This is a genomic window from Sedimentibacter sp. MB31-C6, assembly GCF_035934735.1.
Lineage (GTDB): Bacteria > Bacillota > Clostridia > Tissierellales > Sedimentibacteraceae > Sedimentibacter.
In genome coordinates this window covers 2096281-2115428 of the sequence record NZ_CP142396.1, presented here as the reverse complement: position 1 = coordinate 2115428, position 19148 = coordinate 2096281, and the positions used below count along the sequence as shown (strand labels likewise).

The 19148-nt window shown below is 28.4% G+C and carries 18 protein-coding genes; all 18 read right to left on the bottom strand.

Annotated features, from left to right (window positions below):
* Window positions 1–8 precede the first annotated feature (8 nt).
* The 18 genes from U8307_RS10045 to U8307_RS09960 all read right to left on the bottom strand — a co-directional run bounded on the left by U8307_RS10045 (window position 9) and on the right by U8307_RS09960 (window position 19132).
* On the bottom strand, window positions 9–1259 hold the full coding sequence (locus U8307_RS10045; protein ID WP_326907503.1) for a methylaspartate ammonia-lyase: 1251 nt from the start codon (window positions 1257–1259) through the stop codon (window positions 9–11).
* A 73-nt stretch (window positions 1260–1332) separates the two neighbouring features.
* On the bottom strand, window positions 1333–2679 hold the full coding sequence (locus U8307_RS10040; RefSeq protein WP_326907502.1) for a hypothetical protein: 1347 nt from the start codon (window positions 2677–2679) through the stop codon (window positions 1333–1335).
* Window positions 2680–2710: 31 nt separating this feature from the next.
* On the bottom strand, window positions 2711–3568 hold the full coding sequence (locus U8307_RS10035; protein WP_326907501.1) for a fumarate hydratase: 858 nt from the start codon (window positions 3566–3568) through the stop codon (window positions 2711–2713).
* Window positions 3569–3578: 10 nt separating this feature from the next.
* The gene (locus tag U8307_RS10030) at window positions 3579–4085 is read right to left on the bottom strand and encodes a fumarate hydratase C-terminal domain-containing protein (RefSeq protein ID WP_326907500.1); all 507 of its coding nucleotides are present in this window, start codon (window positions 4083–4085) and stop codon (window positions 3579–3581) included.
* Window positions 4086–4382: 297 nt separating this feature from the next.
* Complete coding sequence (locus tag U8307_RS10025; RefSeq protein WP_326907499.1) at window positions 4383–4643, bottom strand: winged helix-turn-helix domain-containing protein; 261 nt, start codon at window positions 4641–4643, stop codon at window positions 4383–4385.
* A gap of 98 nt (window positions 4644–4741) precedes the next feature.
* On the bottom strand, window positions 4742–5272 hold the full coding sequence (locus U8307_RS10020; protein ID WP_326907497.1) for an ECF transporter S component: 531 nt from the start codon (window positions 5270–5272) through the stop codon (window positions 4742–4744).
* A 16-nt stretch (window positions 5273–5288) separates the two neighbouring features.
* On the bottom strand, window positions 5289–6089 hold the full coding sequence (locus U8307_RS10015) for a class I SAM-dependent methyltransferase (RefSeq protein ID WP_326907495.1): 801 nt from the start codon (window positions 6087–6089) through the stop codon (window positions 5289–5291).
* Window positions 6031–6555: a nucleoside-triphosphatase gene (locus tag U8307_RS10010; RefSeq protein WP_326907493.1), complete on the bottom strand. Its 525-nt coding sequence runs from the start codon at window positions 6553–6555 to the stop codon at window positions 6031–6033. The genes U8307_RS10015 and U8307_RS10010 overlap by 59 nt, the downstream gene beginning before the upstream one ends.
* 62 nt (window positions 6556–6617) lie before the next feature.
* A complete protein-coding gene (locus U8307_RS10005) occupies window positions 6618–7649 on the bottom strand; it encodes an XdhC/CoxI family protein (RefSeq protein WP_326907491.1) in 1032 nt (343 codons plus the stop codon).
* 29 nt (window positions 7650–7678) lie between these two features.
* A complete protein-coding gene (gene yqeB, locus U8307_RS10000; protein ID WP_326907488.1) occupies window positions 7679–8491 on the bottom strand; it encodes a selenium-dependent molybdenum cofactor biosynthesis protein YqeB in 813 nt (270 codons plus the stop codon).
* 217 nt (window positions 8492–8708) lie between these two features.
* Window positions 8709–10625, bottom strand: coding sequence for a sigma 54-interacting transcriptional regulator (locus U8307_RS09995; protein ID WP_326907487.1), 1917 nt, complete (start codon window positions 10623–10625; stop codon window positions 8709–8711).
* Window positions 10626–10664: 39 nt separating this feature from the next.
* Entirely contained in the window at window positions 10665–11354 is a 690-nt protein-coding gene (locus U8307_RS09990; RefSeq protein WP_326907485.1) for a metallophosphoesterase, read from the bottom strand.
* Window positions 11355–11366: 12 nt separating this feature from the next.
* Entirely contained in the window at window positions 11367–14066 is a 2700-nt protein-coding gene (locus tag U8307_RS09985) for an ATP-binding protein (protein ID WP_326907483.1), read from the bottom strand.
* Window position 14067: 1 nt separating this feature from the next.
* Window positions 14068–15159: a metallophosphoesterase family protein gene (locus tag U8307_RS09980; protein ID WP_326907481.1), complete on the bottom strand. Its 1092-nt coding sequence runs from the start codon at window positions 15157–15159 to the stop codon at window positions 14068–14070.
* Window positions 15160–15478: 319 nt separating this feature from the next.
* Window positions 15479–16168 (bottom strand): Crp/Fnr family transcriptional regulator, encoded by a 690-nt coding sequence (locus tag U8307_RS09975; RefSeq protein WP_326907479.1) that lies wholly within the window; start codon window positions 16166–16168, stop codon window positions 15479–15481.
* A 178-nt stretch (window positions 16169–16346) separates the two neighbouring features.
* Window positions 16347–17123, bottom strand: a complete 777-nt coding sequence (locus U8307_RS09970; RefSeq protein ID WP_326907477.1) for an ABC transporter ATP-binding protein — start codon at window positions 17121–17123, stop codon at window positions 16347–16349.
* A gap of 2 nt (window positions 17124–17125) precedes the next feature.
* Window positions 17126–17998, bottom strand: a complete 873-nt coding sequence (locus tag U8307_RS09965; RefSeq protein WP_326907476.1) for an ABC transporter permease — start codon at window positions 17996–17998, stop codon at window positions 17126–17128.
* Window positions 17999–18100: 102 nt separating this feature from the next.
* A complete protein-coding gene (locus U8307_RS09960) occupies window positions 18101–19132 on the bottom strand; it encodes an ABC transporter substrate-binding protein (RefSeq protein WP_326907474.1) in 1032 nt (343 codons plus the stop codon).
* Window positions 19133–19148: the final 16 nt, after the last annotated feature.

Here is a 19148-nt window from a genome sequence, read left to right as displayed (position 1 = left end):
TTTAACTCCTAAACTAGATTATTCTTTTTTGCTTCTAATATTTTTAACAATCTTTCTTGCTCATTATTTACAATCATAACTCCTTCATCAACACCCATTCCTGGTTTTCCAGCCATAGCAAATGGTTTTGTAGCAACTGCTAAGTTAACACAAACCCTTGCGGATTTATCTGTTTCATTACAAGTTCCACCTTGATACGCTATAATTCCATGTTTCTTACAGTATAATACTGCTTCAATTATATTGTTTATACCACCAAGGTCGATTGTTTTTACCTGAATCATATCTGCACCCTTAGCGTCTACCCACTCAACAATTTGTTCATAAGTATTTGCATATTCATCAATTATTAATTTCAATTTCGAACCTGCTTCATCTAATTTCTTTCTTAGATATCTAAACCCAGCTAATTGTTTGTCATTTGATTTTAAATCTATTGGCATTTCAATAAATACAGTATATGGTGAACATGCTTCTTCAACTTTAAGCAAATATTCTACAACCTTATCTAAATCATCATTAAATGCGTATCCCATACATCCATATACGTCATATCTCATTACTGGATTGTAGTTTGGATCACCAATTTCTTGAATTCTATTTTTAACCCATTTAACCCAATCTAAGAATATCTGTCCATCTTCACCTAATTTAGTCTTAACGTTATTAATTAAACCGTGAGGCATCATACCAACTTCTTTTAAAATCATCTTATCTACATTTGTATATCTTTCATCACCAGATTGAGCATTTATTCTAACTGGTGTTAAATCTATCTCTAATCCGTATTCATCAATTACAACTTCAGCCATTGTAATTTTTCTTTCTATAGCAACAGTTTCAAGTATCGCTTGTGTAACACCATATCTAATAGAAGCTGGTAATTGAACTCCATCAAATAATTTACGGTCAAAGTTTTCGGCTGTTGATTTAAATTCTTTTATATCCATTCCTTCAAACATAGGAGTTACATATTTTTCTATTACTTCTATTAAAGCTTCTGCAGTATTTGGAACTTCTCTTCCACCACTAGCAGCATATTGTGCTACTGCGCAATCTCCATATGCTATCTCTCCATTTTCTAAAACAAACATAACTGATACAGCTTGTCCAGGTTGTCTTATAGTTTTAAATCCCTTAGTAACAGGTTCTCCTTTGTATACAAAGCCATCTGGTTCCGCTCCCCTTTTAATAGCTTCCTTATCATCCATATAAAATCCTGTCATAATTTTTGAACATATTACTTTTTTAACTTTCATTTTTTTCTCCTTATTTTACGCTTATTTTATTTTGATATATTACATAAAAAACTATTATAAATTAATAATTTATTTATACTAATTTTTTTCCATCTTTAGCTACTAATTTTCCATCTATATAAATTCTTTCAACATTTGAAAAGTTAGGATATGATGTTACCAATACATCTGCAGTGTATCCTTCTTTTAATTGCCCTAAGTTTGGTGCCAACAATGGAATAGCTTCTGTTACATTTTTAGTACATTGAGCTATTGCTTTTGGAAGAGACACTAAACCCTTTTCAACTCCATGTTGCACTGCTTCAAGCATTGAATCAAAGCTTCCATTTGCAAAATCTGTAGATACTACATCAATTAAATCTTCTTCATAGAAAGCATATAAGTTTTCTGGATTAGCTACTAATCTTTTTGCACCCCAAGGATCATGTGTACAAGCTTCAATTATCACTCCGCTATTTTGTTTTAATATTTTAGTGTTTTCTACAGCTTCATCTTTAGTAAATAAATAATTAGAATGACATGCGACAAAATTATTTAATCCAACTTTTGCTACTTCATGAATAACTTTTTTTGAAGTAGGTGCATTATGGCATAATAATGGAACATCTAATCTTTTTGCTATGTGTGCAGCTTCCATATATCCATCTATTGCAACTTTTACTGATGCAAGAGTTGTTTTATACACAAGATCTCTAGTTTCTTCTGGTGTTAATATATGATCTAATTTAGCTTCCTTTAACGCAGCTGCAACTGTATCTTTGTCGTAATAACTTTCTTCTATGTATCTACCTAATACACCCAATTTTAAAGTTCTGGCCTGTAAATAATCTATATCTACACCCTTTGCTTCTTTTACTGCTTTTGGTATATAAAGATAGTCTTGTCCACCTCCGCCAAGAGTATGTCCGCCTCCTACTTCTCCTATACAAACAGCTCCATCTGCAAGCATTTTTTCGATAGTCATAGTCTTATGCTTTTCTGTCAAACCTTTACCATCACATCGTAAACCAGCTTCATAATTAATTGGGGCATGTGTTGTAGCTGTTTTTATTCTCATTGGATGATGTTTCTGCGTTTCATTTACTTCATCCATTGTTACAAATCCATCAACATTTAATACTGTAGTACAACCTTGTAAAAAGTTTCTGTCAAGAAGTTCCATTATTCTATCTTTTCCATAATTAATCATTCCACTTGCAAATATAGGACCGAAAGTAACTCCATGTTGATGTTGATTTATCATCCCTGGCATAATAGCTTTACCTGTACAATCAACAACCTCATCAGCATAAGCTTCAATTGATGGATCTAACCTTTCAACTACTCCTAATATTTCATTATCTCTGATTAACACACTGGCCTTTTCATATAATGTTACACCATCACCTGTTACTACAAGACCATCCTTTAAAATTATCATTGCAAATCCTCCTATATTTTTAAAAAAGTTTTTATAGCGTTACTGTTGCTCTTCTTGGATCAAAACAGCATCCTACTCTCATAGAGACTATTCGAACACCACTTGCCCTTTGAGGTCCAACTTTAACAAAAGTTCCTAATACTGTAGTTTTTCCTCCTAATCCTAATGGACCAATTCCGGATTCATTAACTTTTTGTGTTATTTCTTTTTCTATGTCAGATTGAATTAAAAAATTCCCATATCTCATCGCTTCTAGTGATAAGGAAGCTGCTTCTAAATTTGTTCTGCCTATACCAAATCCTAATACTGCCGGTAAACAACCTAATTTACCACAACCTTCCTTAGCCCATTCAATCATTTCATCTATTACTACTTGCTCTGAATGCTTATGGAATACTCTTAAGGTTTTTCCCCTTATTTCTGGTCCTCCACCTAACATTAAAACTGTTAAAGCTACCTTATCACAATTTTTCTTTTCTCGAATTTGTATTGGCGCCATTGCTAATTCTCCAGAATCTTCGAATAAGCCACAACTTTGACTAATACGCTCTTTATCATTACCTTTTACTGCCATTGGCCTTCCTGGTAATTTTCTTAAGCCTTCTCTAACACCTTCTTCTATTGCGCCTATAAAACCCTCTGGTAATATTGCCTTATCTCCAACTTCTAAGAATACATGTGGTATCCCAGTATCATCACACAATGGAAACTTTGTAGCTTTAGCTACTTGACTATTCTCCAAAATATTTTCTAGAACCCACTTAGCATTACTATTTTCTTCAATTACCATTGCTTTTTCATAAGCTTCAATTTTATCTGGACTAAATGTTGTACTTGCTTTAACAAGGGTATCTGCTGTTTTTAATACAATATCTTCATACTTTATCATTACTTCCTCCTTATTTATCAAATATTGACTTTCCATGTGCTATTGCTACTATGGCTGGAAAATCAACAACATCTATTCTAGTAAATGCCTCCATACCTTGTTCTTTAAACGCTACTACTTCTTTACTTTTAATTTTTGAAGTAAGTAAAGCAGTATTTGGAGGAGTAACCAGAAAAATTGAATTGTATTTTTTTAAAGCTTCAACTGTTTCTTTGCTTAGGCTACCTTTTCCTATATGTAGCTTAACTCCTGCCTTTGACAACTCTGGAATAGATGACTCTATATCTAACTTATTACTTGAAGTAGGTCCTATTCCTGCTGGACTAACAGCAGTATGAAAAATCGCAGTACCATTTAAATTTACTTTTTTTTCATCCCACTTGCCATCGTCTATAAGCTTTACTATCTTAGGCAATACAGCATCTCTACCACAATATATTACTCCAGATATTTTTACTGTATCATTAATTTTTAACTCACTAATAAGTGAATCTGAAACTGGCATTGATATATGCATGTAACCTCTCCCTTATATAATTTGTTTGACCATATAATAAGCATAATTTATGCCAATAATAAATTTCCTCATAATTATTTACCTTTTTCATAAATATTCGATAATTTATTAACATTAAATATTAAAAAAAAGCGATAATTTTAATGATTATCGCTTTTTCCCATCTTTTAAATAAAAATATATAATTTTTTATGACATTATACTTTATAGTTATATTTTAAATGCAATATTTAAGAATGTTATTTTTTTATACTGCTCGTGTTCATTTTTTGAACATGATTTATATATATTTATTTCCTAGAAAATTTCATTATATAATCTTTCTACTGATTCGCCAACTCGTCTATCAAATTCTTCATATTTTTTAATAATATCCTTTGCCTCTTCTGTAACTATTGACCCTCCACCATATTTCCCACCAATTTGTTTTATCAAAAGTTTAACAGACAAATTTTTTTCTGCATTTTTTATTAGAGAATACGCCTTTGTATATGACATATTCATTTCTAATGCTGCTTTATTTAGCGAACCTAATTCATCTGTTTTTTTTAGAATCATTATAGGACCCCTGCCTATAATTTTGTCTTTATTGTCATTAATTAGCCATACCCTATAATTATAATACACTAAAATCACCTACCTAAAAACTATTCATGTTAATTACATAAAACAATTCCTCTGATTCTAATTATAACCACATATGCAAAATATCCTCCAACGGCTCCTGAAACTATTGCTATAGCAGCACTTACTAACATTGGTATTATCGGAAGTTGCATAATTAATGTCGCTTGTGTTATTGCACCTGCACAATTAGCTATAGCTCCTAAAATCATCATTGTACCTTTATTGAATTTATCTTTATTAAATACTAATAAAAATAAATCAATTGCTATTCCAGGAGGTAAATATGTAATTAACTTAATTAAAGGCATACTTGATGTAGCTATTGTAACAAATATTTGAATAATACAAAATAATGTAGCTGTACCCTTTTTTCTAACAACCGCACATGCTGCTACTATCCAAAACATGTAATATACTCCCCCTACTACCCCTCCTGGTAACCCAACTGAACTAGTTAAGAAGTTCGATAATGCCCTGATAGGAACCTTGGATACTGTAGCAGTGGCTGCTAATAAAGATATGTAAATCATTTCTCTTAAAGTAAATCTTTTTGATATCATTTGTTATAATCCTCCATTATATAATTATTATTGCGCTTTCCTTAACATTAGGTAAGTAATACAAATTATCTTTGATTATCAACTTTCGCTTCAACCAATCTATTACTATTCTAAGATTCTTTTTAGGAACATTAAAGTAATGATAAATAAATAAAATAGCTTCCTCAAAATTCTTAAATGATTGTCCAAATTCAGATTTGAAAATTTCAATATCATATTTTATATTTTTTTTATCTAAAATATTTATAATATCAATATAATTAGATTGTTCTAAATTACCTATATCTATTTCTAATTCATCATATAGTTCTGATATTGAAAAATCATTTTTAATTCTCTTATATGGCAAAATCAAAACTAAATGCTTATTTGTATTTTTTAAAATATCATCAATCGTATTTTCATTTATTAATCCCATCATATAACTTGCTAAAATAATGTCATATTTATTATTAAATTCAAAGTCTTCAAAAGAAATATTTAAAGGAGTTAAATTTTCTAATTTCATTTGACGTTTTCTTTCAACTAATGACTCTATAACTAAAGGAAATTTATCAATAGCAGTTGTATGAAATCCCATTTTTGCAAGCTCTATAGAAAAACTACCTACTCCACATCCTATATCTAATATCGTTTTACATTCTTTTAAATAGGGTTTCAATATTTTTAAACTTTTTTTATAGAATGTAGTCGTTCTTTCAGAGTCTATAAACCAACTAATGCTTTTTTTAGTATAAATAAATTCCTTTTTTACTATATTAAAATTTTTCTGCAAGTATCCTTGATATATCGTTTCTGTTGCTTCTTGTAATATCAACTTCTATCACGTCCTTCCTTTGTCTGATAGAATCCATAAATGAAGTAGAAAATGGTTTTATACAACCTAATACTTTTTTATCACTAGACAATACTTTGTGAATTATCTTTTGAAAATTATAAGCTTTATTTTCAAAAAAACCTAATTCATCCATTATTATTAATTTGAATTTGCTGTTTAAACAATAGTTCAGTATTTGTACTCCAAAAGTTTCAAATGTCTTTTCTACTGCAACCCACGAATTACCATCAGGAGTGTATCCTATTAATCTATTTTGTATAGTTGGTATTTTGCTATTAAAATTTATAGGTTCTATATAGAATCCCATGACTTTATCATTTTCTAAATATGCTTTAGTATAAAATCCTCCAATTTTATCTTTACTAATATGTGATTCATATATAAGTTTTTCGATTATCGTGCTTTTACCAACATTTATATCTCCTGAAAGAAATAGATTTTTCATTATTTGCATGTATGAAAAATATATAATTAATCATACTTCTCCTTCCATATTTAATAGAACTATTATTTGATTGGTTCAATAAAAACCTCTATTATTCCTCCACATATCATACCTTCTTCTTCACTTTCTCTTCCAGTCATGTCTACTTTAACTAACTGACATTTATTATTCTCTATACACGAAAAGGCTTTTTGTCTTAAATTAGATTCAGCACATCCACCTCCAATAGTACCGAACATAGTACCATCTTTTAGCACAACCATCTTTGTTCCTACTTCTCTAGGTGCAGAACCCCTTCTAGAAACGATAGTCACCATTGCCTTAGGTATATTTTTATACTTAATATCCAGTATATTATTTATAATTTCATCGCTGTAATTACTTGATTTCAATTCCTTGTTCTTAACATCAATGATTTGAGCCATTATTGCAACAGAAATTTCAGCTGGTGTTTCTGCTCCTATCTTTAATCCTATTGGAGTGTATACTTTATTTAATTTTTCTCTTTCTATTCCTTCTTCTTCTAAAGAATTTAATACTTTTGCTACTCGTACTTTACTACCAATCATTCCTATATATGCATTTTCTTTATTAACAATACTTTGTAAACAACTTTTATCATAACGATGACCTCTTGTTACTATTATAAAAAATGTACTGCTATCACCTTTGATTTTATCCAATGCATCTGCAAAAGGCTCACAAATCACTTTATCGGCTTTGGCTATAATTGCATTGTTTGCAAATTTAGGTCTATCATCAATAACAGTTGTATGTAAATCAAGAAGTTTACACATCTTAATTATTGGAATCGATATATGTCCAGCTCCACAAACAACTACTTTATTAGCTGCCCTCAAATATTCAAAATATATTTTTTCATCTCCTATTGTAATTACATTATCTTTTTTTCTTTCTTTTATATTAGTAATATAATCTATGTATTTGTTCCAATCAACCTTTTCATTGTTTGTATATATAATTTCATTATCTGAAAGTATGAGTTTAGACCCAATATTTTTCCCTGTTATGATAATAATTACTATATTTTCTTTATCCATATCTATGTTTTGTAAAACTTTATAAAATTTCATATCGTCTCCTTTTGATAAATGCTCACAACCTAATTTCTCCCCATTTTATGACTTTGTTGAAGTATCGCTTCTAATACTGCACCACCAATACAACGTGCTTTATCAGTAATAGTGAAACAATTTTCTTTTTCTGATATTCGCGGATCAATATCTGCTATCTTAAATCCCTTCGATACATTAAATCCATCACGTATTAATCCCCGTAGAATTCCATCTATAGTGGCAAGTACTGGCTTTCCATTTATAGTAGCAATTATTTCACCTTTTTTTACATTTTCACCAATAGTTTTTTCATTATGAATTATCCCTTTATAAGGTGCATGAATTACTCTCTCAGCACCATAGCCTGCAATAATACCTGGTATGCCGGTGTTTGAAATAGAAGTACCTTCCATAATAAGTCTTCCTAAGTTATGACCTCTCATAGTCTCAACTACTATATCTACATCCTTACCTGCTATAAACCCTGGGCCTAGTGCTATTGTAATTGGAGCCAAATCTTTAGTCATCCCAAGATTTTTCTTAGCCAATGTTGCATCAACAACTGCAAAAGGCTGTAATTCTTTTATAATATTACAAGATGGATCAATTATTATTGGTACTTTAGAAGACTTTATTGCCACCACTGCCTCCGTTATAGATTTTACAAAGATTGAAGTAATATCTTCTACTGTCCAGGTATCCTCATAGACGGCTTCACAAAGAGAAACGTATCGACGAATTGCAGAAGGATATGCAATCTCAGTTGCTATTACAGGAAACCCCGCTCTAACTAATTTTTGAATGCTTCCTGTAGCAATATCTCCTGCTCCTCTGACAACTATTATTTTATTTTTTATCATAGCTTATTTATACTCCTCATTTGCCAATTATCGTTATTCATTCAAAAGTATAGCGATTGTTAAAAAAGAACACGCAAATAGCATGCCAAAAAACTATATTTACATATAACATATATTTTATTGTAATTTATAACAATAAAATATATGTTAATAGTAATTTAAATAATAATTATTTTATTTTGTTCAAAATTTTTACTTTATACGTTCATTATTTTAACTATTCTAATTCCATTTCCTTCAGTTTATTCCACAAACTCGTCCTGCTAATTCCTAATTTTCTTGCTAAATTAATTTTATTATCAGTTTCATTATATAACTTTTTAATGATTTGCATTTCCATATCTTTTAAATTAGATATTTTAATATCTATTGAATTGATATTGTTATCTTCATATCTTTCGTAACTAATTAAATCATGATATAATTCTTCTAAAAGTTTAAATTTATCTGGAAAATCATTAGACAGAATTACAAATTTCTCAACAAAATTTTGTAATTCTCTTATATTCCCATGCCATCTATAATTTTTTAGTTTCTGCACAAAAACATGCGGAAGATCTAATTTTTCTTTATATGAATATAATTCCAGAAACCTATTAATTAATAATATTATATCATCTTTTCTTTCTCTTAATGGTGGTATTTTTAAATTTAATACATTCAGCCTATGAAACAAGTCTTCTCTAAAAGTGCCTGATTTTATACGCTTTTGTAAGTCAGCATTAGTAGCAGCTATTATTCTAGCATTTATAGGAATCATTTTATTCGCACCAATACGCATAATCGTCTTTTCTTGTAACACACGAAGTAACTGCGCTTGTGCTGATAATGATATTTCTGATACTTCATCAAGAAATACCGTACCATTTTCAGCCAATTCAAAAATTCCTACTTTACCACCCTTTTTTGCACCTGTAAATGAACCTTCTTCATAACCAAACAATTCACTTTCAAGTAGACTTTGAGGTAATGCAGCACAATTTATTGCTACAAAAGGTCCGTTAGATCTATTGCTATAATTGTGTATACTACTTGCTAAAAGCTCTTTTCCAGTACCACTTTCGCCAACAATTAGTATGTTTGCATCTGACTTACTGTAACTCTTTGCTCGTTCAATTAATTTAATTATAGGATTTGATTGTCCTATTATATCTTCAAAATTATACTTAGCCTTTAACCCTAATCCTTCATTTTTATATTCTATTTCTTTTGACTGTGTATTTTTTCTTATTTCCTTATCAACTTGCTTAACCGTAATAGCATAACCTATTATATCTTTATCAATAGATAACTGAATTTTAGCAACATTAAATGTCTTTCTATTATATTCTGCTGTATAGTTATTCTTACCTAAAGATAGTTCATTAAAAAATTCAGTACTTTCAGTTAAAAAACTTAAACTTCTACCTATATACATACCTTTATTTATACCAACAAACGAACATAGAATATCTGTTATAAATATTATGTTTTCTTCTATGTCTGTAAATACAATCCCGTTTTTCAACTCCTTAGCAAAGGAGTTTGTCATATTGCTAACTTGAATATGCTTCTTTGTTATATCTATTATGCTAGCAGCTTGCTCAAAAGCTTTGTAAATTGTTTCTCTATTAGAATATACCATTAATGACTTCATATTATAACTTCTTGCTATATCTATGGTATAAGCCCCAATTCCAACTATTACACAATCTATATGATCATTATTAATATGAGATATTCTTCTTTTTAGTTCATCTTCCGTTTTATATTCATATATCGTTAACTCATCTTCTGATAAATCTAATAATTCTCTAATAAATGAAAAATCATATGATATTATTATATCATCGTATAATAGTACAAAAATATTTTTACTATATTGTTTAGCTTTTAATAAAGTAATCAATAAATCTGTGGTGGTTACTTCTATATTGATAACTGGTATATTAATAGCTTTTCTTATTAATGCACCTGTTATTCCTCTACTTATAATTATATCATAATTTTGTGCTTCATAATTTTTTGCTACTTCTACAGCTTCATCAAGCACCACTTCCTCAACTTTTATGTGATAATCTTTGATTTTATTAAACTCTTTTGCTATTTCTTTCATTTCTGGATATGCCGAATAAATAACTGCTATTTTATACAATTGTCATTACCTCCTTAAGAAAATAAATAGTAGCTATATTTAAATAATTTTTTTAAGTTCAAAATTTAAATAATCGCTCGAAACGCAATAAAACAAAATATCATCTATTTTTCCTTCTCTAACATTTTTATGCCCTTCTTCACCATGAAGGTGTCCATAGATACAAGTATTAACTTTATACTCTTTTAAAAGAGAAAAAAATCTATTAGCGCTTCCATCATTTTCAAAGGGTGGATAGTGAAGCATGACAATTATATTTTTATCACTATTTTTTGAACCTTCAAGGGATATTCTAAGTCGGTTTAATTCTCTTAAATATATTTTTTCATTGGATACATCAGTTGTATGTTCTTCCATAGTATCCCATCCCCTAGTTCCACATATTATAGCTTCATCAAATTCATAACTATTATTTTTTAAAAATTTAATAGTTTTTAAACCTATATTTTCTAACTTGTTTGACGTTCCCCACCAATAGTCATGATTGCCTTTACCAATAATTTTTGTTCCCTTAAGGTTATCTATTTTATATAAATCTTCTTTTGCTTCATCTAATTTAACAGCCCAAGAAATATCACCTGGTACTAAAATTAAATCATCATCGCATACTGTTGACTGCCAATTTGACAATATTCTCTCTTCATGGTTTATCCAATTGTCACCAAATATGTTCATGGGTTTTTCATTTCTACTATCAAAATGTAAATCTGCTATAGCATATATGTTCATACAACTAATCCTTTAAAGTTTTATATAATTGAACTTTACATTCAACTCTTTAGCATACTCAACTTCTCTTTCTTGACAAGTAAAAAGAATAACTTGTCTTCTTTGACTTTCTCTCGACAACATTTCAATTGACTTTTTTAGTCTTTTTGAATCATATTGAACAAAACTATCATCAAGAATTAAAGGAATATTTTGATTCCCACTTAAAACATTACTCAATCCAATTCTAAGAGATAAATAAAGTTGATCTAGTGTTCCTCCACTTAAGCTGTCAATATCAATATATCTGTCCTTATTATCTTCTGCTATAACTGAAATATTCATTTCTTCATCTATTATAACTTCTCGATATTTTCCTCCAGTTAAATAACTAAAATTATCACTTATAGACTTTCTTAACAAAGGCATGAAATCACCTTTAATAGAATCAGAAATTTTATTTATTTTTTCAGCTGCAATATCTGCAATTTTTATCTTTTCTATATATGAACTTTTTTTATCTTCATAAAATTCAATTTCTTCTTCTACCTCTGCTAAACTTCTTACATTGTTTTCAATGTCATCTATTTCTTTGTCAATATTATTAATTTTATCTAATATAATGTTCTTTTCATCATTTAATTTAAATATCTTTAGCTGATGTTCCTTTTTATCCAATTCTTTTACTTCATATAAAGCAACATTTTTTGTCTTTTCTTTAAGGTCATTAAAATTTTCATTTCCAAGGAAATTTTGAAGAATACTTTCGCAATATTTCTTCCTCTTATTTAAATTCTCATAAATTTTATATTGTTCTACAACTTTATTAAAGCATTCTAACGTATCCATACCATTTGAACTTAAAATCATATGGAGTCTTTTCTCTTCAAAAGAAATTTCTTTATCTAATTTATTTAAGTCACTTTTTGTTTGTGCAATTACTTTTTTTATATTTATTATATCTTCTTTAACTGTATCTTTATTATTGTATATTTCATTGACCTTTTTTATATTTTCTGATGAAACTTCATTTAAATTAAATATTTTTAAAGTTTCCTTTATATTATTATTTAATTCTATATTAGCTATTTCTATTTTTTTAACACCATCTTCATCAAATTTTAAAAGCCTTAATTTTTCTTCTGCGATATTTTTTTTGTTATATTTCTTATCAAAATTACTTTTTAAGTCATCAAAATCTGTACAGCCAGATTCTTTTATAATTTCATCCATTTCTTTCAATAAATTGTCTTTATTTAATAAATTATCAGCATGCTCACATTCCATACCATCAATTTCTTTAGTCGCATTCAAAGCGCGTTTTCTTTTCTTTGTAGATGAAAAGAAGCATAAAATACCAGGTATAGCTATTGCAGCTCCTCCATAATACTCTATAATTTGGTTATAATAAGCCATATATGCAGAAAAACCTGCACAACCAACAAATGCTAAACCTAGAAGTCCTAAAAGAAAGCCCTTCAAATTTTCTGATTTTCTGAAACCCTTCATATTTTCATATGAATTATCATCAATTAAAGTTTTAATAATCTGTATTTTTGCATTAATTTCTTCTGCATCATTATATCTATTTATAAATTCATTAATTTCTTTTAAATTAATATCTTTTATACTGTCGTATCCTAATTTAATTTTAGATTTCATATCTTTAATATTTTTGTTATTAATTTCATAAGATTTAAAATCAACATTAAATTTCTCTAAATTAAAATTTTCTTTAATTTTATTTGATAAATTATTTTCTAAGTTTTCAAGTTCCTTTTCTTCTTCATCCTTTTTATTTCTTAAAGCTTGTCTATCCTTTTCCATTGAATTTAATATTTTATCTAGTTTTAAAGCTTCTTCATAATCTTCTTTAGAAAATTTCGGAATTTCGTAATGCTTATATTCTAGCAGCTTTTCGTTTATTTCATCAAGTTCCTTTTTTATTGGTTCAGTCTTAAGAAATTTATCCTTTTTAACTGATAATTCATAATCTTGTATTTCTTTATTGAGATTTTCTATTCTTATATTTAGTTCTTGTACTTTGTTATTTAATCTTTTCTTTTCCATTGCCAAAAACATTACTTGCCCTTTTGAATTTAAGGTGAGTTCTTTAGCTTTTTCTAATTCCTTTAAACGTAGAGTATATTGACCTAATAATGATTTTGGGTTATCTTCACTTCCGACTTCTTCTTTTATATTTCTTAATGAAGCTAAAATTCTATCCATTGATACTGATTCATCTCTTGTATTACTTAAATTAACAATTTTTTCTTTAAGTTCTCTAGATAATTCTTTATCTGTTTTATTTCCTAACTGTTTAATGCTAACAGTATTTTTAAAAGAAGACTTGTTAATATTAAAAAAATATTCCCCTGGAGCTTCAATATTTATTTCTTTTATGATAGGATTTTTATTTTCATCAATCTCTTTATTGAATACTTGAGCATTACCTAATATAAAGTCCTTAGCTATATTGTATTTTTTGCCATAAATATCCCATATACTCATAGAGCCCTTATAGAGATTGCTATTCCATGGCTTATATTTATTAAACAAGGCTTTACCCTTCTCATCTTCATCAAAACCATACAATACAGCCTCTATAAAATTATGTATTGTACTTTTTCCAGCTTCATTTTCTCCGTATATAATATTGAAGTTTTTTCCTAAGTACATTCTTTTGTAAATGAATTTCCCAAAGGCTCTAAGATGTAATTTATTTATATACATGCTATTTAACCACCTTTTCTTTTCTTAGAACTTCAAATCCTAACTTAAGTGCTTTTTGCTCTAATTTATTCTGTAAATTTTCAAATTGAAGTTTATAACTCTCAACTATATTAAATTCATTATCTACATATTTTTTTTCTTCTGTACTTTTGTATGTAAATTTTTCATCAAATTCAATATAGTAAAAGAATTGTTTCGCTTCATTTTCTATTTCATCCATGGATATTTCCGTATTTACAAATCCTGTTAAAATTATCTTTATGTAATCCTTTATATTAGAAAATGTGTCTCCAGAGAACTTTATTAAATCGAGGGTTTTATTATATCCAAAAGTAGAATCTAACTCAATTTCTCTAATAATAAACCTTCTTTTTGCTATAGGATGAAAGTCAAAAAATATATTATTTTTTTCGAGAATTCCCTTAACAATACCATGTTCTTTAACTTCCTCAAAAGACAATGGTTCAGGAGTTCCACAGTATATAACATTATTTTGTACTTTTTCATAGTTATGTTTTCCACCTAAAGCACAATAATCAAATTTATTTTTAATCAAATCTGCATTAATAGAAAGCATTTCATCTTCCATATAAGTATCACAACTTAGTAATAGAATATTTAATTTATTTTGCTCAACAGAAATGTCATAAATTAGCTGAGAATTATGATTTTTTGAAGCTTTGTCCCAACTTAAAGAATAAAGACATACGTTATCCTCAGGAAACATTAATTTTTGAACTGAATTTGTACTTTTTATTATATAAACATTTTCAGGCCATTCCACATATTCATACATACTATTAATATTGTAGGCATCACTACGGCCACATGATATAATTATATTAGTATTTTTTATGGATTCAAATATTTTCGCAATTTTATTTAATAATTTAAAGCTGATATATTCACTTTCAGTCAAATCACCAACAATAAACAAATATTGCACGTCTTCATCCTTTGCAATTCTAATGATTTCTTCAAAAGTATCCCATAGTTCTTCTCTTCGTTTTTTGCGTTCCTTTATACTGAATTCTTTTATATTAAACTTCATTCCTAAATGTATATCTGATGTATGTATAAATTTAAATTTCATATTAACATCCCCACTTTGCCAGTTACCTTTTGTATTTGATTTTCAAATTATCTACTCACTTCTTAAGTATATAATATATTAATATATTGTATCACAATTTATTTTCATCTTCAATATAATGTATAAAAAGAGTTGCTTCGCAACGCCGCTAGGGGGACCTATGTCCCCCTTCGGCGTAAAAATGCTTTATTAAAGCATTTTTACTGAGCACCCCCCTTAACGGCAAGGACGTTCCGTCCTTTGCAATCCTCGTTTTTTATTATATAGGAAAGGAGAACTTTCCTATATAATAAAAAAGAAAAACCCCCAAGGGATTTTTTTATTCTGCTAATTCATATAATTTTTCTAAACTTATAATTATAACCTTTGAACGATTTATTTCAATAATTTTATCTTTTTGCATTTTTGATATTTCACGAGACAAAGAAGGTCTAGTAACGTTCAAAAATTCTGCAAGTTCTTGTCTTTTCATAGGTATATCAAATGTTAGCTTTTTTGTTTTTTTATAAATTGATATTAAATAAATTGCAATTCTTTCTTTTAATGTTTCAGCATTAAGTATAGTCATTTTATTATTTAACATAATAATTTTATCAGATAAAATAGACAACATATTACTAATTAATTTTCTATGAAAATTACATACCTCAGAACACATGCCTGTAAATATCGAATAAGGTAAAAAAAGTGCTTTACTTTCACCTGAGCTAACAAGATCGTAAGGTGCTTCTTTGGTTGAAGAAAAGATTAGTGCTTCTCCAAACAAATCATTCAATTCTAATGTAGTAATAATAACCCTTGTTCCGTTATATTTTTGAGTAACTAAGTTAAATTCGCCTTCCAAAACTATACCAATATTATTTATTATGTCTTGTCTTTCAAATATAATTTGATTATTGTCAAATTTTTTAACAATACCATTACCGCATAATAAAATTTTCTCAATTTCTTCTTCTTTTATTCCATCAAATAGAATGTTGTCTTTAATTATATTTATAGTATTGCTCATAGTTAATCTCCATACACAATATTATATTTTTAATATTCTACTTCTTTTAAAAATAAATCTTTAGATAGTGCCATGTAAGCGATAGCTTACTAATTATTTACTATTGAACTCATCTTATTATCATTATATATTATTAATTATAATTTACAAGAATTATTCATGTGGTAAGAATAAAAACTTATACAGCCTCTTTTAAAGGACTACCGTAATTTCTGGAATTATATATTCCTAGTAGTTCTTTTTCAGTAATTTCTCCATTCTTAACATCTAATATAACATTACCTTGATCCATCATTATTATTCTATCTGAATACATAATTGCATCTTTAACATTATGTGATATCATCATAGTAGTAATACTATGAGTTTTTATTAATTCTTTGGTTTTATCCATTATAAGTCTTGATGTCTTTGGATCTAATGCGGCAGTATGTTCATCTAATAATAATAAATCTGGTCTCTTTATAGTTGCCATTAAAAGGCTTAAAGATTGCCTTTGCCCTCCTGATAAAAATTTAACTTCTGTATCTAGTTTATTTTCCAAACCTAAATCTAAGGTTTTTAATAGTTCTTTAAATTCTTCTAATTTATTTTTATTAATAAGTCTTCTCAAACTAAATTTCTGACTTTTTTTATCTGCCAAAGATATATTCTCCAATATAGTTAAGGAAGGAGATACGCCCATTGAAGGATTTTGATGTACTCTACCTATATACTTGGCGCGTTCGTTCTCTTTTAAATTATTTATATTTTTACCTTTTAATATAATATCTCCTCTTTCTTGTTTCAAAACACCACTTATTAAATTAAAAAGGGTGCTTTTACCACATCCATTAGCTCCTAATATGCCTGTACATTCACCTTTATTTATATTTATATTAAAGTTTTCAAATATTTTTGTTTCATTATCTGTGCCAATATTAAAACTTTTAGATAAACTCATGATTTCTAACATTTTTACACCCCTTCAGTAATTTTTACTTTCCTTTTTGTAATGTTTTTAATGTCCAAACTAAATGTATTGTAACTTAAAAATCCTATAACTATTATTGCATTTATCGCTTTTAAATCTGTTGGTTCTAGTCCTAAATCTATTGCAACTGCACCAATAAACTTATAAATAACTGCACCAATTATTGCTCTAGTTGTATTTTTTAGTTTAAGTTTTTTAAACATTGTATCTCCAACTATTACTGATGCTATTGCTACTACAATAATTCCTGTCCCCATGGTTATTTCTGCAAATCCTTGATATTGTGCCATTAAAGCTCCACTTAATGATACCAATCCATTTGATAGCATTAAGCCTATTAATTTATACTTATTGCTATCTTCTCCCAGAGATTTAACCAAAGTTTCATTATCTCCTGTTGCTATGAGTAAGTATCCTACTTCTGTTTTCAAAAACATATCCATCAATGTTTTTACAGCTACAACTACTAATACTAATACGATGACAACTTCCATACCATCAAATATTGAGCTATAGTTAAATAGCCCAATATTTGATTTGCCATTTAATCTTAAGTTTACAGAATACAAAATTGTCATTGTAAGTATTCCTGAAAGAAGTGCTTTTATTTTCAATTTTATATTTAATGTGTAAGTTATTAGTCCTGCCAAAGTTCCTAATAAAAATGCTAATATTGTACTTGTTATTGGACTCATGCCAGCAGTTATAAACTTTGCAAATACAAATGCTCCCATGGGAAATGTTCCTTCAACAGACATATCTGCAAAATTCAGTATTTTAAATGTAATCATCATTCCAATTGCCAATATTGAAAAAATAAGCCCTTGTTCAATTGATGTAAGTAATAATGTATTCATCATAACCTCCGTTTATATTCTTCACTACGCTAGAATGACAAAGTCTGTCATTCTAAAGACGCAGCCTGAAGAAAATCCATTTGTTCACTTGTTGCTCATCTATTATTCACCTACGAATTCTGCTCCTTCAAATGCTTGGTGTTCTTTTGTTAAACCTAATATTTCAACAGTCTTAGTATTAACCTTCTTTTCAAATTCAGGTGAAGTCTGAACAGGTATATCTTTCACATCAGTTTTATCGACTAAAATTTGTTTAGCAATAACCGCTGATTGTTTACCGATTGCATAGTAACTAATTCCTTTTGAAACTAATATTCCTTCATCAACATGAGTTCCATCAGCTGACACAGTCAATAACCCATTTTCTCCTGCTAGCTTAGCTACAAGGGATATAGATGATGCAACCATATTGTCAGTAATTATATACAAACCTTCTGCTTTTTTAGATATTGTATCTACCGCTTGGGGAATATCATTAACAGTTGTAATGCCTACAGTTTCTAATTCAAGACCTAGTTCTTTTGCAATTTCTTTTGTTTGATTTACTTGAACCTCTGAATTTGATTCTCCGATATTATAAATTATTCCAATAGTTTTAATATCTTCTTTAATGTCCATAAACAGCTCTAAGTTCTCTTTAATTGGTGCTGCATCAACAACTCCAGTAATATTATTGTCAGTAACATTCATATCTGTAACAAGTTGCGAAAATACCGGATCTGTTACTGCTGTAAATACCATTGGTATGTCAGTTCCTTCTATGGATTGTTTCGCTGCTTGAGCAGTAAGTGTAGCAATTGTAAATATTAAATCCACATCATCCTTAACAAACTTTTCTGCAATCATTTGAGCATTTGCTATGTCACCTTGAGCGTTTTGGTCTACAAATTCAACGTTTATGCCTTGACTTTCTAATTCATCAACAAATCCCTGTCTCGATGCATCAAGTGCTGGATGCTGTACCAACTGGGAAATACCGATTGTGAATTGTTCATTTTCATTTTCTGATTTTTGTTCTTCTATATTATCTGTTGGTGCATCATTTACTTCAGTAGTATTGTCTGAACAGCCTGTTAAAATTATTGGAACACATAAACATAAGGCTAATATTATTTTAAATACTTTTATTTTCATTATATAATCCTCCAAA